The 19416-nt window shown below is 37.4% G+C and carries 18 protein-coding genes; 5 read left to right on the forward strand and 13 right to left on the reverse strand.

Translation table 11 applies throughout. The annotated features are described in order from the left end of the window. Positions 1 to 40: 40 nt before the first annotated feature. From FHY60_RS16405 to FHY60_RS16420, 4 genes are all read right to left on the reverse strand, one after another. Positions 41 to 457: a DUF3785 family protein gene (locus tag FHY60_RS16405; RefSeq protein WP_139906034.1), complete on the reverse strand. Its 417-nt coding sequence runs from the start codon at positions 455 to 457 to the stop codon at positions 41 to 43. 24 nt (positions 458 to 481) lie between these two features. Continuing rightward, the gene (locus FHY60_RS16410; RefSeq protein WP_139906035.1) at positions 482 to 1522 is read right to left on the reverse strand and encodes an aromatic acid exporter family protein; all 1041 of its coding nucleotides are present in this window, start codon (positions 1520 to 1522) and stop codon (positions 482 to 484) included. A 118-nt stretch (positions 1523 to 1640) separates the two neighbouring features. Further along, positions 1641 to 3248 carry a M1 family metallopeptidase gene (locus FHY60_RS16415; RefSeq protein WP_139906036.1) on the reverse strand — a complete coding sequence of 536 codons (1608 nt, stop codon included), beginning with the start codon at positions 3246 to 3248 and terminating at the stop codon, positions 1641 to 1643. A gap of 77 nt (positions 3249 to 3325) precedes the next feature. Continuing rightward, complete coding sequence (locus FHY60_RS16420) at positions 3326 to 5056, reverse strand: glycoside hydrolase family 13 protein (RefSeq protein WP_139906037.1); 1731 nt, start codon at positions 5054 to 5056, stop codon at positions 3326 to 3328. Positions 5057 to 5233: 177 nt separating this feature from the next. On the opposite strand from FHY60_RS16420, the gene FHY60_RS16425 reads away from it, so the two are divergent. Then, entirely contained in the window at positions 5234 to 5917 is a 684-nt protein-coding gene (locus FHY60_RS16425; RefSeq protein ID WP_243122169.1) for a helix-turn-helix transcriptional regulator, read from the forward strand. Positions 5918 to 6074: 157 nt separating this feature from the next. Here FHY60_RS16425 and FHY60_RS16430 read toward each other — a convergent pair whose 3' ends face one another. From FHY60_RS16430 to argC, 4 genes are all read right to left on the reverse strand, one after another. Further along, the gene (locus FHY60_RS16430; protein WP_180375426.1) at positions 6075 to 7898 is read right to left on the reverse strand and encodes an LTA synthase family protein; all 1824 of its coding nucleotides are present in this window, start codon (positions 7896 to 7898) and stop codon (positions 6075 to 6077) included. A 38-nt stretch (positions 7899 to 7936) separates the two neighbouring features. Beyond that, positions 7937 to 9496, reverse strand: coding sequence for a glycan biosynthesis hexose transferase WsfD (wsfD, locus tag FHY60_RS16435; RefSeq protein ID WP_341472533.1), 1560 nt, complete (start codon positions 9494 to 9496; stop codon positions 7937 to 7939). A gap of 38 nt (positions 9497 to 9534) precedes the next feature. Continuing rightward, complete coding sequence (locus FHY60_RS16440; RefSeq protein ID WP_139906040.1) at positions 9535 to 10068, reverse strand: GNAT family N-acetyltransferase; 534 nt, start codon at positions 10066 to 10068, stop codon at positions 9535 to 9537. 132 nt (positions 10069 to 10200) lie between these two features. Continuing rightward, on the reverse strand, positions 10201 to 11238 hold the full coding sequence (argC, locus tag FHY60_RS16445) for an N-acetyl-gamma-glutamyl-phosphate reductase (RefSeq protein ID WP_139906041.1): 1038 nt from the start codon (positions 11236 to 11238) through the stop codon (positions 10201 to 10203). Between the two features lie 143 nt (positions 11239 to 11381). Between argC and argB the strand changes: the two genes are divergently transcribed. From argB to FHY60_RS16465, 4 genes are all read left to right on the forward strand, one after another. After that, entirely contained in the window at positions 11382 to 12257 is an 876-nt protein-coding gene (argB, locus tag FHY60_RS16450) for an acetylglutamate kinase (RefSeq protein WP_139906042.1), read from the forward strand. Beyond that, on the forward strand, positions 12257 to 13435 hold the full coding sequence (locus FHY60_RS16455; protein ID WP_139906043.1) for an aspartate aminotransferase family protein: 1179 nt from the start codon (positions 12257 to 12259) through the stop codon (positions 13433 to 13435). Before argB ends, FHY60_RS16455 begins: the two co-directional genes overlap by 1 nt. A gap of 4 nt (positions 13436 to 13439) precedes the next feature. Further along, a complete protein-coding gene (locus tag FHY60_RS16460; protein WP_139906044.1) occupies positions 13440 to 14549 on the forward strand; it encodes a M20 family metallopeptidase in 1110 nt (369 codons plus the stop codon). 159 nt (positions 14550 to 14708) lie between these two features. Beyond that, entirely contained in the window at positions 14709 to 15116 is a 408-nt protein-coding gene (locus tag FHY60_RS16465) for a hypothetical protein (protein ID WP_180375427.1), read from the forward strand. A gap of 198 nt (positions 15117 to 15314) precedes the next feature. On the opposite strand, the gene FHY60_RS16470 is transcribed toward FHY60_RS16465, so the two are convergent. From FHY60_RS16470 to FHY60_RS16490, 5 genes are all read right to left on the reverse strand, one after another. Beyond that, positions 15315 to 15524 (reverse strand): hypothetical protein, encoded by a 210-nt coding sequence (locus tag FHY60_RS16470; RefSeq protein WP_180375428.1) that lies wholly within the window; start codon positions 15522 to 15524, stop codon positions 15315 to 15317. Between the two features lie 84 nt (positions 15525 to 15608). Further along, positions 15609 to 17546, reverse strand: a complete 1938-nt coding sequence (locus FHY60_RS16475) for an asparagine synthase-related protein (RefSeq protein WP_139906047.1) — start codon at positions 17544 to 17546, stop codon at positions 15609 to 15611. Between the two features lie 20 nt (positions 17547 to 17566). Continuing rightward, on the reverse strand, positions 17567 to 18022 hold the full coding sequence (locus tag FHY60_RS16480) for a lasso peptide biosynthesis B2 protein (RefSeq protein WP_139906048.1): 456 nt from the start codon (positions 18020 to 18022) through the stop codon (positions 17567 to 17569). Continuing rightward, on the reverse strand, positions 17997 to 18287 hold the full coding sequence (locus tag FHY60_RS16485) for a lasso peptide biosynthesis PqqD family chaperone (protein ID WP_139906049.1): 291 nt from the start codon (positions 18285 to 18287) through the stop codon (positions 17997 to 17999). The genes FHY60_RS16480 and FHY60_RS16485 overlap by 26 nt, the downstream gene beginning before the upstream one ends. Before the next feature lie 35 nt (positions 18288 to 18322). Then, positions 18323 to 19240: a phosphoenolpyruvate carboxykinase (ATP) gene (locus tag FHY60_RS16490; RefSeq protein ID WP_139906050.1), complete on the reverse strand. Its 918-nt coding sequence runs from the start codon at positions 19238 to 19240 to the stop codon at positions 18323 to 18325. Positions 19241 to 19416 lie beyond the last annotated feature (176 nt).

Below are 19416 nucleotides of genomic sequence, written 5' to 3' on the forward strand. Positions count from 1 at the left end.
AGAAAATTGTGTACTAAAGGAAAATAGCATCTCCAATCTATCAAACCTCACATTGTTCGATTTCTATGGCATAATTACCGCAGTTTTCGCAAACCATGATGCTTACAATATAGCTGTCATCAACAAGGCCCTTGTTAAGAAGGCTTGTGAAGTATTCTTTTCTGCCCTTGTCAATATTGCTGGTAACATAGGCTGCTTCCTTTGTATATAGGAAAAAGTGGTACTCTAAAAACTTGAAGTACTTTTCCTTTTCAGCCTTGCCCTTTAAGCAATTATCACAAGGGCTATCATAGTACTCCAAAGAAAAACTTACGTCCTCAGCTTCATTTAACAGGGTCATTATTTTAGCTAGGTCTATACCACTGACAGGTTTCTCTTCATCATTCAAAAAATAATCCAGATTATCTTCTCCAAGTTCATAGGTCTTATCTTCATATGTAAATTTATAATCTTCCATATCTACCCTCCATAAGTTAAATTTTTATAGCTTTATTATCTCTTGTCTTACCATCTCAATGTATTTTTTAATAGAACTTAAATTGAACCATATCCTTTTATTCACGTCCCCTTCATCCTTGTCTTCAGGCTCCTCTATGCTTACGGTCTCTTTTGGGATATCACTATTTTCAATTTCAAGACTTTTTAGCACTTTCACATACTGTTCCAGAATTATGGTTGCCTTTTCATCCTCTTCAGGATTTCCTCCATGGCTGCATAGAATGAAGTTTATATCATAGGCCAGATGATTGATGTCTCTGAAGCATTGGAGTATCCTTTCTATTGTCTCCAGTTTCTCTATTTGAAGCCTCCTGAAGGAGTACCTTGCTTCCTTTATCATTGTGGTTGTGTTTGAATATACTAAGTCTAAATCATTAAAGATAGCTGAAAAAATGCTTATATAGTCTCTGCTTCTGTTTTGGCAGCTCTGTTTTAGTTGCTTTTGAGTATATTCTAGTCCATTTATAAGCTGAAGCTTTGCAAAGTTTAATCTCTTATAAGCCAAACTTCTGTAGTAGAAGAAGGAAAAAATAAAATTAAAGATAATGGCTATTACTACCCCTGTGCCCAAGGCTGCAATTCTTAACCTGAAGGTTAGCCATACACTGGGCTCCCCAGCTGCATTTAATTGGGCATATTGGGTCATATATATACAGGTGAAAATGGCAACCGGTGAGACCATCCTCCAATTAATCTTTAGTGAAACAAATAGGGTTAAGGCCATAGAAATAGCTATGGTGTATACATTTATCCCCAAAAGCAGGATTAATACCGCAGTACATGCTGCTCCTATGGTGGAAGAAACCAGCTGACTCACTCCGCTTTTTATTCCAATGATATTTATGGGTTCAAGATTATACATAACTCCTAGCAGAACGGAAATCATATCAAGCCTTGTAATGGGCAGGGCCATACCAATAAGATAGCCTGCAGCTATAGCCGCTATGGACTTCACTATATATAATTTGGAATCAAATAACACGGCTTCTTTTCTCAGCCCTAAAGTGCTTAGTAACTTTTCCATATAAACCTCCAAAGTATTGCTTTTAATTTTTAAACTTTAATATAACAATTCATACAAAAACTGCAAAGGCTGTATACCTCTGCAGTTTAAAGCTCTGTTATCTCATACATTTACTGACCTAATTTCTTAATCTCAGTGCATCAGTGGAATAGGTATCAGAAGTAAAGGCTGTTCTTATATAATTACTAATGTCCTTACTGCTCTTTTCTTCTATGATCTTTAAGAAGCCCTCCAGAGTTGCATTTTTAAATTTATAGGTCTGGTAATAGGTTCTAAAAATCTCCATAAACTTTTCTTCGCCTACTTGTCTTCTTAAATCCTCTAAAACCACAGGACCTATTTTATAAACTATTACACTGAACTCGTTCCAAGTATACTTGTCCGTTGAACGATATATAGGACTTGTGTATCGGTAGGAATTATCTAAAAATGACCCCTTCACCCCCAGTGGGTTATCTTTCCCAAATAAGTCTTCGAAAAACAATGCAGTAGCATAGGAGGTAAAGCTTTCATCCAGTATAGGGTCTTCAAATTCATTATTACCTATTGTGGAATAAAACCATTGATGGGCGGTCTCATGAACCACAGCCTCATCATAGAAAGTCAGTTCATTTGCATTATAGTTCTCACTCATTTTACCATATGGCCCCATTTGTGTTACAGTGGGATATTCCATAGCTCCGCCGGAAAGATAGGATTCTACAACATCATATTCCGGATAAGGATATTTGCCAAAGGTATCGTTAAAATACTGTAAGGACTTACAAGCCAGATCAAGCATTCTCTTTGCCGTACTTTCCTCATACAGATAATAGCTGTTTACCTTAACTCCATCCACTTCCTTTGAAACAACTTTATATTCAGAACTCATGAACAAAACAAAATCCCTGGTATTATCCGCCTCAAAAATGTTCTTATTTAAATCGCCTTCATTTTTCTTAGCAATCTGCACTCCTGTGGTGATTACAACAACATCTTTTGGAACTGCGATTTCAACCATATAATCGGAGCAATCACTATAGTTTGACTCACCAACAGGATGAAATGGGTTTTCATCCCAAGAACCTTCTGTTTCATCATATATGGAGAGAATGGGATACCAGTTTGTTATAGAATACTGATTTCTGCAATATCCTAATCTGTCCTGGCTATAAGGTATCTTTAAGGTAAAGTCTATGGTAACCTCCCCAACCTCGCCAGGCTTTAACTCCTTATTTAGTTTTATTTTCAATATTTGATTGTCCTCACTATAGGACATAGCTTCTCCGTTATAGTTAACTCTATCTATCTTTATATCCCCTATCTCTATTTCAGCGAGCTTTGGGGGAGTTCCCCCAATACTTGGCCTTGTCTCTGCAGTGTTGTAGGAATCAGGATATAGGTGGAACACTATATCTTTCAGGCTTGTATTGTAATTATTTCTGAATTTTATCTTCTGGTGTCCAAGAATTTTTTTGCCTTTTTCATCAAGAGCTATCTGCAGCTTATAGGCATTTCTGTTCTCCGTAAGCCTAAGCTCCTCACCATCCTCCCATTCCCTAGGATGTGTGATTTCTTCCTTTGCAGTATCCTCAGCTTTATTTTTCCCGCCCCCTTTGGAATTTACCTCCTGCTGTATTGTAGTTTGCCGGGAGACAGTTACACTGTTATAAACCAAGTAGCCCCCTACAGGAACGGACAGTGTCAGCGCCATGATAAGGCCAATAATAACTTTTTTATTTCTCATAATTTCCTCCTCGTAAAATCATCCTTCTATGACCACATGTATATATTATCATAATACCCAAATAAATAGAAATAATATCATTTTATAACCTTAAATATTTTATAATTCATCTTATCCAGTTTAAGTCCCTTTTCAAGGCTAAGCTCTTCCCCAGTAATTGCATCCCTTACCCTTGACGCAAAAGGGGTTAAGATTTCCTTGGCTTCATCATTGTTGTTTATGGCCATAATCATCGTTTCCTCATCATTACTTCTCTCAAATACAATTACATTATCTTCCAATAACAGTGGTTTATAGTCTCCATAAACCAATACCTTATTATTCTTTCTGAGGGCTATGAGCTTTTTATATAGGTCTAACAGCTCTATGTTCTGTCCTTCCTTTTCCCATATCATGCAGCTTCTGCACAAGGGATCATCACCGCCGGTCATGCCAATTTCATCTCCATAGTATATATATGGTACGCCAATAAAAGTGAACTGAAAGGCTATGGCCAGCTTCATTCTTTCCACTTTCTCATCACATTCTGTCAAAAATCTCTTTGTATCATGGCTGCCTAGGAGATTCCACAACTGCCTGGTTATGCTTTGCATATAGTTAGTTCTGTTGGCTGTTATAATATGATTAAACTGCTTTTCATCTATAGTTCTCTTGGCAAAGAAGTCTACCATTGCTCCCTTGAAGGGATAATTCATAATGGAATCCAGCTCATCCCCACCCAGGAAAGAACTGGCTTCGTGCATGATCTCACCCACTATGACAGCATCCTTATTGACAGATTTAATTCTCTTTCTGAAGGCCTTCCAGAAACTATGATCAACTTCATCACAAACATCCAGCCTCCAGCCGTCTATGCCAACTTCCTTAACCCAATACTCCCCAACATTCAAAAGGTATTCCCTAACTTCAGGATTAGCAGTGTTAAGCTTAGGCATTGCAGCAACCTCGTTAGAAAAGGTATAGTAATTTACCTTTCCGGTGCTGACCGGGTACCCTTCTGGGAAAAACCAATCAGTGTATTTAGAGTCCTCCTGCTTTTCCAGAAGGTCTTCAAAGGCAAAAAAGTCACTGCCGGAGTGGTTGAATACCGCATCAAAGACAATCCTTATACCCCTCTCATGGCATTTCTCTGCCAGTTCCTTTGCAAGGTCCACAGTACCAAAATGAGGGTCTATTTCATAGTAGTCTGCGGTATTATACTTGTGATTTGAGGTGGATAAAAATACCGGAGTAAGATATATAAGATCTATCCCTAAGTCTTTTAAATAATCAAGCTTATCAATAATTCCCTGAAGGTCACCGCCAAACATTGATGTAGATGAAACAGGCTGCCCCCATTCCAGTGTATTTTCCGGATCATTGGTCTCATCCCCATTACAAAACCTGTCCGGGAATATTTGATATGCTACTGCTTCCTGCATCCACCTGCATTCCTCATAGACGTCAGCCTTGCCGATATAGGCATACTGGAAAGCTGTGGCTTCGTTATTCTCCAGTTCCTTCTCCCTTAGACCTCTTTCATCTAAGAATATCCTGCTGCCATTCTTATCTGTCAATTCGAAATAGTATCTGTATCTGTTCTTCTCAACATGAATGTCCGTTTCAAAATAATCAAACAGATCAGTCTGAGCAAAAAGCTTCATTTCATTTACTTTAAAGGGGCCCTGAAAATCATATCTGCATTTATAATATACCTTACAGCTGGTCAAGTCATTTCTGGCTGCTCTCACTCTAACCGTCAGTGTGTCCTTGTCCTTCGCATAGGCATATGGAACATTTGTAATATGAAATATGGCGTGCTTGTTCATAATTCTATCCCCCATTACTTTTATATTTGATCTTTATTATGTGTTAATTATATCAAAGCTATCTTCGGTCACTTGTATATAGTTAATATTTTTTGTACATATTTTCGCCCACTTGTATTGACTGGAGATTTTACTGATGTTACATTCAAATCATATATATTATTATCTTTCTATGAGGTGATTATTATAATACTTGATGATTTCATATCGGATAAATACTTTTTTAACCCCACCATTTCATTGCTTATAGAATCCAGCGCCAAAGCAGATATATTAGATTTAATCAGAAAAAAACATTTGCAGGAGCTTCAAGAGGAAGTTTCCTTTGAGCATAAGAAAAATGACTTGTTTATGTGGAATGTGGTATATATAAGAGAGGTTTTAGCTAAGGGCACCTACAAGCAGAATATTCATCTGCTGTATAACAAGCTCTACTTCAAAATTGCCAAGGCAGCCAGCATAAAAGAGCTTCAACAAATTGAACTGGAAATTGCCTCATCCTATCTGGATCTTCTAATACATGACGCAGAAGTTACCGACACCTTTGTAGTAAATAAGCTCCTCCAATATCTCCATATTAATATTGAGAGCCATATATCCCTGGAACGGTTGTCAAAGGACTTAAAGATATCCATAGGTTATGCCTCCGAATGCTTCAAAAGAAAAATGGGCATTACACTGATGCAGTATGCCAGAAAAATAAAGGTGGAAAGGGGAAAGACCCTGCTATTAAGCACTTCCAAAAGTATCTTGGAGATATCTATGCTGCTAGGCTTTTATGATCAGAGTCACTTTACCAGAACCTTCAAGTCCCTTACAGGAGTAACCCCTACAGAGTACAGAAATCAAAACTATCTTTGAGACCACTGCTGGAAAAGCTTTTTATTATCACCTATATGTCTTCTATGCAAGTATGCCGATAAACTACTCATATAACTTCCTTGATCTTTGAAATATGGAAGGAGTGTTTTCCATGTAATTTGAAAGGGTATCTCGTTAATTCTGAGATACCCTTGTTTTATTCTATATCACCGCCATTTTTTATTATCTTACTACCAATGTCATAACTTTTCAATAGGTGTTCCTTCTCTTCCTCAGACTTTACTTCTCCCTTAATTTCGTTGCCCTTAATAACTACGGAGTTTCTATTGGTGTTTACTAGTATTCTTCCCATGACATGGTCTCTATACTTTGAATCTTCAACTCCCAGCATATATAACACAGTGGGCATTATATCTGTTTGGCCGCCATAGGTCTCAATGACTGCAGGTTCTATTCCCTTGGCATAAATGATAAGGGGAATCTCTTGGTCATACTCCTTCCACCAGTCTCCGTCAAAGCTTAGCTTTTGAATATCCTCATTATAGTACTTGTGAACTCCCGCATGATCACCATACAGGACAACTACGGTGTTATCCAATATTCCTGCCCTATCTAATCTGTTAATGAACATCTCCACCTGTTTATCTGTATACAGGGCACTTTCAAAATATCCACCCAGATAGCTTTCATCTATTTCCTTGGGTAAATTTAATACTCTATACTTTTTATCTATCTTATAAGGACCGTGGTTGGACATGGTTGGTGCATGTACATAAAAAGGCTCAGGTAGTTCTTTCATCTTATCCGACAGCTGACTTAAAAAACTTCTGTCTGAGAGCCCATAGCCAACCCTCTCCTCATAACGATACTTGTATACATCCCATATTATATCCACTCCAAAACCGTTCCGGTGAAGCTCCGTCCAGTTGAACTCGGCAGGATAATCACCGTGGGTTGCTACGGTAGTATATCCTTCATTCTTAAGTATTCTTGCCAAGGATTTAGGATAAACTACTTCACCATAGTTTGTGGCGGTTATGCACTCCCCCAGTGGGAAAATTGAGGTATTAACCATTAGGTCGCAGTCTATACTGTTTCCACCATTATTTTGTTGGTAGATATTATTAAAGTATAGGCCCTCTTTTGCTAACTTATTTATAAAGGGTGTTATTTCCTTGCCATTGACTTCTCTGTTAAGAATAAAATTCTCAAAGGACTCCAATTGAAGGAAAATAACATTTTTACCTTGAAATATCCCTTTATACTCGTTATCCGGCAGGCCTTCTTTGTTTTGTGAAAGCCACTGCTTTATTTCCTCCATATCTTCTCTGCTGGTAGGTTTCATTGCCCTATTAATAATGGTGTAGCCCTCGTACAAATGGTATCCTATAGGCCCTGGAGCCCTTACTGACATTAAAGGTGTCCACCCTTTTTTAAAGAGCTTTTTATGCCAGCTAGATGTTCCAACTACATTTATTAAACAGTAGGATATAAGTATTCCTATTATTGCTATAGATAAGGAAATTCCAAATTTTTTAGCAGCCCTTAACGAGCTATTTCTTATATCTCTTAGCTTGATCCAAAAAACTAAAAATATAATATCCGGAACAAATATTATATCTATGGGCTGTGCATTGAACAGAGATCCTTTCAAGGGGTTAAAGGTTCCTGGTGAGACTATATTCTTTAAACCAAGAAAATCTCTATTCACCCTAAAATACCATAAATCTGCAACCAATAGTACCGTATATAAAATATCAAAAATCAAATAAAACTTAATTTGCCGTCCTTTTGAAAACAGATAGCCAAAAGAGAATATTAATAGGGCAAAGAAGAGGTAAACATACCAAAACTCAAAGCTTACATTGCTCCACTTTAGGGTTTTAGCCTTAGTACTTTCCAATAAGGCTAAAAATATTATTGTTTTGGCCAATACTGCAAAGAGTATCGTTGTTCTAAGTTTTACTATAGGCTCCGGCTTTAGGTTTCTGTATACACCGGAATAAAGCTTTTTTCTCAAACTAATATTCATGATTGATTCAGACCTTCTATTTTAATTTATTTGTTAGCTTTCTTACTGATTGATAATATGAGCTTATTAAGGCACCAGCAAACTGACACCACCAGTATTATATCAAAAATAAAATTAAATAAGTATAATTGCTTTGCGGTGTCAGCCTCACCGTTGCCCACATAGGGCATAGGAAACTGCAGTACACCTATGAACATTATACCCCAGAGCAGATGCAGCTTTTCTACTATCTCATCAACTTTTTTATTTTTCATATAAGTATATATGGAAACAAGTAAAACGGAGAAATAGATAAATACAATAAAAATTAATTTCTTTGGCAATTTTCCCTCTCTAAAGGATGACCATAGGGTAAATCTGTTAAATTCCCGGATTGGTTCTTCACTATAACTTCTACTGTACTTTCCCAGGGAGGTACTGGTATAAAAAGCCTTTCCTGCGGTATATTCCATACCCTGAATAAGCCTCAGCGGGTGAGTTAAATAAAACTTTGCCAGCTTTCCATTGCTGATCTTGCTATAGAATTCCTTCTCCGTAATCTCTGTACGCGGCACATACTTTACATACTCACTGCTGTCCAGATAGGCATGCTTCCCTGCCTCTACAGCCATCTCAGGGTTAAGCCCCAGGTCTATCAAATCCTGCTCCGGAGTCTTTGATCCCTTCAAAACACCATAGAACACGGAATTGTACTGGGTATCCTTACTGATAGCCCCATTAACCATATTTATTTGTATAGGGTAGATTAACAAAAGAAAGTAACAAAAGCACAGCACCACAAAGGTTCTGCCCTTCAACTGTCTGCGGCTTTCCCACAGCACCTTTCCCAACATAACCGCCATCACCGGTACAGCGGTTATTACCTGCATTTTAGAACCTAAGAACAAAAAGGCTGCAATAAATAAGAATATTATTGCCCTGAACCTCTTTTTTTCATCTTTTATGGTTTTGCTCTGATAGGTGTAATATAGCCAAGCTGCCATAAACAGCATCAGGCTCGTTATCATCATAGGCTCTCCATATAGGCTGTTAAACCAGATCAGATAATTGCCATCTAGGAAAATACCCAATCCTATCAGGGCTAAGGCAGTAAGAGTTATCTTACTTTTAACATTTATGTATTTCAATATTATAGCCATTGAAAAAATATATATGGCCCCATAGGCCACCGCTAGATATCCTGTTTTAAAGATGTCTTGCCCGAAGAGCTTACAGATAAAACTTATTATTGTGATTAAATAGGCCATGGTAGTTGATACAAATCTTACAAGAAACTGATAAACTCCCATCTGGGAAATCTTATAGTCTGTTACGGTATAGTCGTAAAATCTCTTAAAGTCCGGATTGCTTTTATCTTGGTCAGTAAGCTCTAAACCGGACACAGCCATCACCCTATCAAAGTCACCTTGGTCTGCTACCCCTGGATTAGGATAAGAAAAAAGTACATAGGTCACTATTCCAATTGCTATTATACAAAAGGCTACTAGTAAATACTTGATATAGTTATCTTTTTGCTTCAACGTAATTCTCCTTCCCTTGTATACATCACTTAATATTGTAACAACAACGGGACCTTCTGTTTCCACCTAAATGTGTCAAACAAAAAGTCCCGCTTACATTTATATTATACTACTGCTAAATTACTGTACTCAGCAGAGTGATTATCATTGATGTTTTGAGTTTCGTATTCTTTACAGAGCAGAGCTCTTATATAACCTCTGTCCTTTGTGGTGGATTCGATATAAAATCCTCTACCATAATAGAATCTAACAAGTGAAAATAATCTTGATGCCGTATGCAGATAAAGGTTTTTTACTCCTAACTGTATCATAGCATTATCCACTGCATTCATTAAAACTTTGCCAACCCCATTATTTTGGTTAGCTACCCTTACCCCAAACCTACTGAGGTATGCTGTTTTGTCAGGATTTATTTGGACTCTTACGCTGCCAACCAGTTGACCGTTTAACAGAGCTACCAGAATTAATTTATTCTCCAAATCTCTTTTTAGATCTTCATACGTCTCTTCCAGTGGACCTACCAAATCCAAAATTCCTGCATTTTCTCTATAAGCTGCAAAAGCCTCTTTTGCTACTTCTATTATTTGAGGAATGTCGTCCTCCTCCGCCTGTCTAACCACAAAGGTCATTTCGTCCATCGATCTACCCCCAATCAAAATCTATTTCTTTGAAATTTATTTTACTGGATAATTATACAAACATTATATGTTAAATGCAATAATTATTTTATAATATTTTTAAGGTATTTTATGGTTTTTTCTTGCATGGCTTTATGGGGCCATAGCAATGAACTCTAAGCCTTCTGTTTCCTTGATTCCAAACATGATATTCATATTCTGAACCGCTTGGCCTGCAGCTCCTTTAACCAGATTATCGATGGCTGAGACTACAATAACTCTGTTTGTTCTCTTATCCACCTTCACTCCCATGTGACAAAGATTGGAACCCCTCACCCACCGGGTTTCCGGTAGACCATCTGCTACCTTTACAAAGTATTCCCCTGCATAAAAATTCCTATATAATTCAAGCACTTCTTCTGTAGTCATCTCTTTTGTCATTTTGCCATAGCATGTTGATAGTATTCCTCTGTTCATTGGTACAAGGTGTGGTGTAAAAGATATAAGCACATCTTCTCCGTATACCTTGCTAAGCTCCTGTTCAATTTCAGGTGTGTGCCTGTGGCTTGCCACTCCATAAGCCTTTATGAATTCATTGACCTCTGTAAATAAATTATTTATACTTGCACTTCTGCCGGCACCGGACACTCCAGACTTGGCATCCACTATTATTGAATTTGTATCAATCAGTTTATTTTTTAATAAAGGTGCCAATGCTAATATTGTTGCTGTGGGGTAACAGCCCGGATTAGCTAAAAGTCTGCAGCTTGCAACCTTTTCCCTATTTAACTCCGGCAGTCCATATACTGCTTCCTCCAATAATTGAGCACTCAAATGCTCTACTTGGTACCATTGTTCATAGACTTCCTTTGACTTAAGCCTGTAGTCTGCACCAAGGTCAATAACCTTAACCCCCTTACTTAGTGCTTTTTCAGTTACTTCGAAAGCTTTACCGTGAGGCAGGGCAATAAACAATACGTCTATATTGTCTAACTGTCTTATAGCCTCCTCCATATCTACACAGCGATCCTTTATAAAGCCTGTGTAATTCCCATAAATCTCATTAAAAGGGATACCTGTATAGTTATGAGAGCCGTAAAACACTATATTGGCTTCACTGTGATTTCTTAGTATCCAAACCACCTGTTCTCCGGCATATCCGGTAGCACCAATTATACCAACATTTAACATAACGTCACCTCGATAGTATCATAATTATATTGAATGAAGATATTATGCTACAATCTCTACTAAATTGCAATAATATCTTGAATAAAAAAATGTCCAAGAGTATAATTATTCACATATTATTTGTATTTAACTGGAGGGTTAAAATGAGCAATCAAGAGGAATCATTAAATATAGAATCGCTTATAAAACTGAGTGAATTTAAGGGAAAAACCTTTGTTATCAAATACGGCGGCAGTATCATGGACAATGCAGAAGCGCAATCTGCCTTTATAGAGGATTTAAAGCTGCTAAATGCTATGGGTGTAAACCTGGTTATTGTGCACGGGGGCGGCCCTGAAATATCAAAATGGCTGCAAAAGGCCGGAGTAGAAAATAAATGGGTCAAGGGCCTTAGGGTTACAGACAGTGAAACCATGGAAATCGTAGAAATGGTCTTATCCGGCAGTGTGAATAAGAAGCTTACCTCCAACTTAAGCATAAACGGACTTAAGGCTATAGGCTTAAGCGGTAAGGACAGCAATCTTATAAATGCCAGAAAAACCTATGTAGAGGACGATGGAGCAAAGGTAGATATTGGCTATGTAGGTGAGGTTGTAAGTATAAATAAGGAAGTAATTCTAAACCTATTGGATAACGGCTATATACCTGTAATCTCACCGGTAGGCGGCGACAGTGAGGGAAACAGCTACAATATTAATGCTGATTATGCTGCCTCCTATATAAGCGGAGCCTTAGAAGCAGATAAGTTTTTAGTGATGACGGATATCGACGGTGTCTATACTGATATAAATGATCCTTCTACTCTTTTACCTTCTATCACAGCAGCAGAGGTTAATCATCTAATTGATAGAGGAGTAATTTTCGGTGGTATGATTCCAAAGATGGAATGCTGTATGGATGCTCTGCATAAAGGAACAAAAGGGGTTCATCTCATAGATGGACGGAAAAAGCACGGATTACTACTTAATATATTAACGGAAGGCGGAACAAAAATTATATCTGGAGGAGGTAATGAATAATGTCACGAGAACACCTAATGAATACCTATGGCCGTTATGATGTAACCTTTGAAAAGGGAGTGGGCTGCAAGCTCTATGATGTTAACGGCAAGGAATACTTGGACTTTATTTCCGGCGTAGCTGTAAACTGCCTGGGCCACAGTCATCCCGTAATTGTAAATGCAATTAAAGAGCAGAGCCAAAAGCTCATCCATATATCCAACTACTTTTGGAACACTGAACACACCAAGGTAGCAGAGAAGCTTATTGAAAACAGTGATCATAAGAATGTATTTTTATGCAACAGTGGTACCGAGGCAGTGGAAGGCGCCCTAAAGCTTGGAAGAAAATACGGAAAGCTTAAGGGTGGTCCAGATAAGCATACAATAATATATATGGAAGACTCCTTCCACGGCAGAAGCATGGGGGCTCTTTCGGTAACCGGCCAAGGCAAATACCAGGAGAGCTTTAAGCCCCTTATAGGAGGAGTAAAAAGCGTACCATTTAATGATATAGAAGCCCTAAAAAAGGCCTTTGATGCCAATGTATGTGCCTTAATACTGGAACCTATACAAGGAGAAGGCGGAATTAATACCGCAGATATAGATTTCTTAAGAGAAGCACGAAGACTATGTGATGAACATGATGCAATATTGATTTTCGATGAAATTCAGTGTGGTATGGGAAGGCTGGGAACCCTCTTTGCCTACAAGCAGTTTGATGTAATTCCTGATGTAATATGTTTAGCTAAAGCTCTTGGCGGCGGCTTCCCCATCGGAGCCTTTGTAGCCAGCGAAAAGGCCCGGGATGTACTTGTAGCCGGTGATCACGGCAGCACCTACGGCGGAAATCCCTTGGCATCTGCAGTTTCAGCAGCAGTTTTAACAGAACTGGTGGAGGGCGGTGTTGTTGCGAAGGTTACAGAAAAGGGCAATTACCTAAAAAGTAAACTTACAGAAATAAAGGACAAATACGGAGTTATTAAAGAGGTAAAAGGTATGGGCCTGCTTATCGGAATAAGCCTCACTGTAAGCCCTAAGGATTTTGCCAGCCTGTGCTTCAAAAAAGGTTTCCTGGTAGCCACTGCTGGTACAGACGTTGTTAGATTACTTCCTCCGCTGAATGTGTCCTCAGAGGATATGGACAGTGCCTTAGCTATAATTGAAGAGGTTGTAAAGGAATTTAGTATTAAGGGGTGATAGCTTGAATCTAAAAGAGCTTATAAAAGCTAACCTTGAACCAATAAAAAAATTAAGAGAAACCCTGCATAACAATGCAGAACTATCCCATGAAGAATTTAAAACTCAAAAGATTATATTGGACTTTCTTAAGGACTTAGATATACCAGCAGAAATATATGCAGTTACTGGAGCAGCGGGAGTATTAAACAGCGGTGAAGATTGCCTTGCCATAAGAGCAGACATGGATGCCCTGCCGGTAAACGGTGTTTCCCACGCCTGCGGTCACGATTACCATATGGCCATAGTACTGGGAACCGCCTATATGCTAAAGAAGCTTGGCTACGATAAATGTGTTAAATTTATCTTCCAGCCCGCAGAAGAAACTGACGGCGGTGCCCTGCCTATGATAAAGGAAGGAGTGTTGGAAAATCCAAAGGTCACAGAGATGCTGGGCTTCCATGTATGGCCTGGCGTAAAGGTGGGAACCATCGAACTTACCGGTGGCCCCTCCATGGCTTCCGTAGACGAATTTATGGTGACCTTCAAGGGAGTGGGCGGTCATGCAGCTATGCCCCACCTTTGCAAAAACCCCATGTACCCTGCCATGGATATGATTCAGTCTATGAATATAAAATCCAGAATAGAAAATAACCCGCTGGAATCCCATGTAGTTACCTTCTCCTCCATTCAAGCCGGCACTGCAGCAAATGTGATACCGGAGCAATGTACAGTGAAAGGAACGGTAAGAACTTTTAATAATGAGCTTAGAAATAAATTATATGAGGATATTAAAAATACAGCCTCCCTTAGTGCAGAAAAGTTTGGCTGCACTGTAGAATTGGATTATAAATTTGAATATCCGCCGCTGATAAGCGATACCGCTTTAACAGAAAAGTTTGCCGGTATTACCGCTGATCTAATTGGTAAGGATAAGGTATTGCCACTGATAAAGACCTTTGCCGGCGAAGACTTTGGTTTCTTTGCGGAAAAGGTTCCCTCAGTACACTTTAGGCTTGGTATTGAGGAGGGAGACAAAGGGGTTCATCCTCTGCACTCCCCATACTTTAGCGCATCGGAAGAATGCATTTTTCATGGAATTTATATTTTGACAAACTATATATTAGCAAAGTGATAAAATATATGTATGTTGCAGAATAAATAAAATTTTTATGTTGTTTTTTTTCATGTATCATTTTCACCCTTCCATCATATCTTATTTACTGTAATGATTTTCCATAAATTTATTATGTGAAGGAGTGTACTTAAGGCAATGTTATATTACAATAATCCAATGGACTACAGAGAAAATGATATGTCTCAGTGCTGTCAGCCAAGCTTTTACTCAAGCCAATATCATGGCTTCCACTGCCCCTACGCCCCCGGTAACAATTACCGTATGGCAGGAGAGCAAATCATACCTAATCTTCCGAACTCATGGGATCTTGGCCCAATTAAAATTCAATGGACCTTTGATGGCAAATCAATTAATGCTGTGTTAAGAGTATTTGAAAATTCAGTCAAAGAAGTGGTATTAACCATGGCCAAGCCAATGGTATCCATAACTGCAGAAGTTGGAGACACCACAGTAAACGTAAAAGTTAATGCAGATTTTGTTAACAATTATGTGGCTATAAGCGGAGCTATATGCTTTGATACAATTTGCACTACCTTTAACAATACTGTGATTGCCAGATGGTAATTTGAGGTTAGATTTTTAAGGATTATTTTGCCCAGTGCAGAATTTCTGATTTATTATTTTGCTATCTAGGACGGATTTGCTTACAGTGCTCTGTTTTTGGAAAAACTCCTGTTTGTTTACGTATTTAATAATGAAAATAAAAAGCGAGAAGGCGCAAGTCCTTCTCAATCTTTTCATTAAACAACTATAAAATCACTATTAATTGGTGTACTCTTTAGCAACGTTACATATTCCAGATGGTGTAAATGGAACTGGGCCTGTAGGTATTATAAAATCAGTAAAAAACTCTATGCAATCAGGTATATATTGATCATTACCCTTGACACCAGGATTTCCCTTTGTATCCCTGAAGCTTAGGCCCCAAATTTCTGGTCTTTTCCACGACTTCATAATTCTCTCTCCTTTCATCTAAATTTTTATGATAAATTAGCTTCAATGTTATGTTGATAATTTATGTAATTATTCAAATATCATTAAAACTAATTCTCATTATTAATCACATAGCTTTAAAAATTTATAAAACACTAATGCAGTTAGAAGTGTTTTCACCTCATATGCAAAGGTCTCCTTGCTGAGATCTTCCCCAACCTTCTTAAACAGCTTGTCTAGCTTATCTACATCTAAGTACTTTTTAATACTATCATCCTGCAGCATTTCTGTTATTTCTGCTGAAGTACTTACCCATTCCGATTCCATCCTTTGAATCCAATCTGCACTTTGCTTTCCCCTTACTCTATAATTTAGTCTGATTTTGTCCGGTAATATGCCCTCCATAGCCCTTCTTATTAATATTCTCTCCCTTCCGCCACTTACAAACTGACTTGGAGGGAGACTTAAACAGAATTCTATAACTCTCTTATCCCTGGTGGGATCCCTCTTTATAAGTCCGGTACTAAGAGAGTGCTTTGTCTCTAAACTTCCCATATGAGAGAACAACACCATGTTTGTAATAAAATTTCTCATTTCTTTAAAATCATAGATTTTATTTTTATGAACATTATAACCCAACTTTTGAGCCCGCTTCTTAGATTTCCATGCCTTGGACAATTCTGAATTAACTGCTGCTAAAACCGGCTCTTCCTTTCTCTTCCCCACTGTAAAAGTTTCAAGTAACTTAATAGATTTTATAACTCTTAGAAACATCTTTTTAAACAATAACTTTCTTTCAATTCTGTAAAATCTACTATAGCCATTAATTTCTCTATACACACTTATGAACTTACACTTCTTCAATAATGTGTATATATGAGTAATGTAATTCCCGTAGGAAATTGTAAAATTGCCAAGCTGACCATCTAGCAGCACCTTGCAGCCTTTATCCTTTGCTTTACTTAATATATCATCTATCCAAAAGAGATTATCTATCATCTTATATGGCTGCTCGAAAGTTTCAATAAATCTATCCATATCTGTTATGGAGTTTTTCCCTTCTGCTCTGCAATAATTTATATTTATGTTACTATACTTTTTCTTAAGTTCCTCAATAAATTCACTTTCATCTGCTATGAGACTTTGTGGTAGATAATCCCTGTATCCTAATATTGGCACTGAAGTAAAGGCTTCTAAGCTCTTTCCTTTTTGTCCAAGTTCAATGGCTGATAGGGCAGCTACAGATGATGAATCTAGTCCCCCGCTTAACATAATTGCAACATTGCCCTCACTTCTCAGTCTGCATTTAACTGATAACTGAAATATATTTCTAAAGGTTTCTATGTATTCACAATCTGATTTCAACGCTAAAGACTTAATCTTTTCCGGGAACCAATACCTTTTAACCGCATAGCCTTCCGTTGTAACCGTGATATAATGTGCCGGAGGTACTTGATAAATGTTTTTATATACTGTTTCATGAATATCTATCTCATGAACCACACCCTCAATAGTCAGAAAATCCGATATCCACTTTTCATTAAGTGTTTTTCCACTGCTGATCAGCTCTAAAATCGGCCTCATTACCGTACAAAACATAAAAACATTATCTTCCATACAATAATAAAGAGATCGCTTTCCTACATGATCCCTGGCACAAAATAGCCGCCTATTGTTTTCATCCCAAATGGCAAAGGCAAAATCTCCCACTAAATATTCACAGCACCTATTCCCCCACTTCATATAGGCAGCCAAAATTATCTGACTATCTGTAATAACTTCCGAACCTGCCCGCAGGTTTAATAAATCCATTAATTCATCTCTATTATCAATGATTGCATCTGCTGTAATAGCTAAAGCTGCGTGGCTATCATAAAAGGGTAATATTTCGAACTTAGATTCGACAGTATTTATTTGAACTCCACAACCGAAAAAAATCTGTCCTCTATCCAGAAAGTCACTTTTATCAAAATTATACATGGAAAGTGTCTCAAGCATCTTAATGCCTTTATGACTTTGTTTATTATCTTCAAGTTTATATAAACCACATATGGCTCCCATTCATCACTTCTCCCTCCCAATCATGATAACTTGGCCACTTCTTTAAAAAAACCTTTTTCGCTTTCACCAATAACAGTTACATCCCCGTACTTCACCCAAGCGTGAGCTAATATGTTTCTATCCTTTTCTATACCAACTCCCAAGTATATGGTGCTATTTATATTTCTTTTTTTAAGCATCCTATGTACAGTGGCTGCTTGAACTAAGCATTTACTCTGCCATGGTGTATACTTGCTTGCAAGGCTAACTGCCCATCTAACTTTCCAGATCAATTCATATCCCGTCCCCACTGAATCTTTTTCAACTTTCTTTCTGCTCTTTTCAATAATCTTTCTTACTCTCCTAAAGGGAAAAACCAGCACAGCAATCCGGAAATATCCTAATAAGATAATTGCTTCAATCAATAAAAGCCTGTAACCTGTGTTAATGTCTTTAAGTGCATGCAGCTTTTTAATTAACACAAATAAGTTCTTCATGATGTAACTTTATCAGATACTCAATTGTACATCGAGTACATTCTTCTTCATCCACCTCATATATACCCATGAGGTCTTTGATAATATCTTGCACAGTTTTAGGCTGGCTAATACTTTCCCAAATATCTGAAGCAATTTCATTCATAACATAATACTTTCCTTTATTTAAATCCATCATTACTTTGTCATTATCTAAATCGGTAGTATCAATACCAGTTTTTCTGCTTATTATATTGTTATGATTCAAGGTTATATTTCCCTTCATACTTTACATCTCCTTTATCCATATATTAAACATATCTATACATTTTTAAGTACAAGGTCTACTATTTCTTGTACTGTGTTTCTATTTTCCGGCCTCTTAATCCTATAAAAAGGTATATTTTTAAGTATGCATAGACTATCTTTTAACAGCTTGGAATCAAGGCCTAAGTCTCTAATTATGTACCTTGCATATATATTTCTCAGCAACACCACTAATTTTTCAGTTCCAAAAAGCTCCTCTACTTCAAGCTGCTCACTGTCACTGATAGTTAATTCATAAAAAGCACTAAATAACATTGGTTTTTTTATGAAGCAATCTCCAATTTCCACAGCATACTTCTCTCTCTCTTTATCGATCAATTTAGCTGTTGAAACAGTAAGAGCCTCTTGTTCCAGAATATCTGAGCATAACTTCTGCTGTGGAAAACTAGGATATACATAGGGTAAATTATCAGCCTCAATTTTTATAGCAGATATGTCATCAGATAATAAACCATATCCACAATTTTTAAAGGCTAAAGATAAAGTTGATTTCCCGGCTCCACATTCTCCACTGAAGGCAATTGCCTTATGATCCACAACTATTGTGCTGCTGTGTAAGGCAACGATGCCTCTTTGACAGAGGAGAACTCCTATGGCTGTACTAAGTAAGTAAACTCTGATATCTTGCATATGGGCATTTTCATATGCCTCCACTACAATTGTATTACCGCTTTGAACCAGATATCTTGCCACGTTAGAAATATTAAATATAAACCTGTCTTTTTCAACTTCATAATAGGGATCTTCATAAACAGGATTATCCAATTTTCTTGGAACATACCCTAGCCTGATATTTATAATTTCGCCACTGATTTCATCATTTGATAATAATTCCGGTATTTCAAACTCTGATTCTATTAATAAACCAAAAGCTCTATATAGATAATGGCAAGCTTTTTTAATGTTCAACAATTTTCACACTCCTGAAAACATAAGATTATCTCATATAATTATGCTTGTAAAGCAATAAAAAATTGTATGTGTTTTAACACCAATTTTTCATGTATATTAAACAGCAGTTATTAACATCACATTATATATATTTTTATAAATGAAACATTATGTACCTTTCATAAAAACATTTTAAG

The sequence above is a fragment of the Clostridium thermarum genome, assembly GCF_006351925.1.
Lineage (GTDB): Bacteria > Bacillota > Clostridia > Clostridiales > Clostridiaceae > Clostridium_AU > Clostridium_AU thermarum.